Origin of the sequence: Emticicia sp. (assembly GCF_049241225.1) — a bacterium.
Classification (GTDB): Bacteria; Bacteroidota; Bacteroidia; order Cytophagales; family Spirosomataceae; genus Emticicia.
Window position 1 is genome coordinate 1 of record NZ_JBMLRC010000424.1, and the last position, 1,322, is coordinate 1,322.

The 1,322-nt window shown below is 36.6% G+C and carries 2 protein-coding genes and 1 pseudogene; all 3 read left to right on the plus strand.

What is annotated here, in order from left to right:
• A pseudogene (locus tag ACOVO2_RS21835) lies at window positions 1-117 on the plus strand (glycosyltransferase family 2 protein); the annotation flags it as partial.
• 48 nt (window positions 118-165) lie between these two features.
• Entirely contained in the window at window positions 166-771 is a 606-nt protein-coding gene (locus ACOVO2_RS21840) for a Uma2 family endonuclease (RefSeq protein ID WP_421772006.1), read from the plus strand.
• Window positions 772-1,322, plus strand: a 551-nt coding sequence (locus ACOVO2_RS21845; protein ID WP_421772007.1) for an NAD-dependent epimerase/dehydratase family protein, incomplete at its 3' end; no start/stop codon positions are given. It abuts the gene before it with no gap.

A 1,322-nucleotide genomic window follows, 5' to 3' on the forward strand; every position in this document is an offset into this window, starting at 1 on the left:
GGTATTCTTGATGGCAAAGAAGGTATGATTTTCCACTTCCTGCAAGCTCTTTGGTTTAGGTTTGTGGTTGATGTAAAGATTTTTGAATTGGAGAGCGAAGAGAAAAATACCAAATAAGGTTTTTAACAATTTTATTCTTAAATTCGTTGGTAAAACTTATCCAAAATGTTAGTTTCTGACTTGTTACACGCACCAAATCTAAGGGAAATTCTCGATGAATTAGAGAAAGCTTGGGCCGACGAACAAAAACGCCGCCATGAGTTTTGGGCTGATGTTGATGAAAATCAAAAAGCTGAATTTATCATGGGTGAAATCATTTATCACTCGCCTATTTATGGTCGTCATTGGAAAGCATCTACCCGAATTACTCGCCGCTTGATTCCTCATGTTTATGATAATGATTTAGGAGAAGTTGCCTACGAAAAAGCGATGATTCGACTCACTCGCAATGATTACGAACCAGATATTTGTTTTTGGACAAAGGAAAAATCTATCAATTTTGAATCGAAACAATCGGCATTTCCTGCACCTGATTTTGTTGTAGAAATACTATCCGATAGCACAAAAGAAAGAGATTATGGCATAAAAATGACCGATTATGCCTTGCACGATGTAAAAGAATATTGGATTATTGATACCGAGCATCAAGCCGTAGAACAATACATTTTGAAAAATAAAAGTTTTGAACTTTCGCAAAAATTAAAAGAAGGTTTTGTCACTTCCGAAATTATAAAAGGTTTTAGTATAAGTATAAAAGAGATTTTCGAATAAATGAGTAAATCAATAAGTATTTTGGGTTGCGGCTGGTTAGGTTTACCACTCGGAAAGTATTTTTCAGATAAAGGATACACAGTAAAAGGAAGTACTACGAACGAAGAAAAACTACCTATTCTGACCGAAAATGGCATTGAAGCTTTTCGCATTCAACTTAATCCACAAGTTGTTGGCGAAAATGTGGATAACTTTTTAAATTCTGAAACGCTGTTGATAAACATTCCGCCACGAATCAGTCTGCAGAAAGTAGATGCCCACGTAGAGCAAATTTCTAATTTACTTCCGTTCATCAAAGCATCTTCTATCAAAAATATCATCTACATAAGTTCAACTTCTGTTTACCCCGAACTGAATAGAGAAGTTTTTGAAGAAGATGTCATCACCCCCGAGCAATCAGCCAGCCCAACGATGGTAAAAGCCGAAAAATTATTACTTGCACTTTGGAAAGAAACTTCGGTTAATCTAACCATTCTACGCTGCGGCGGGCTGATGGGCTATGAGCGAATTCCTGCTAAATATTTTTCGGGTTGGAAAGGTCTCACAACGGG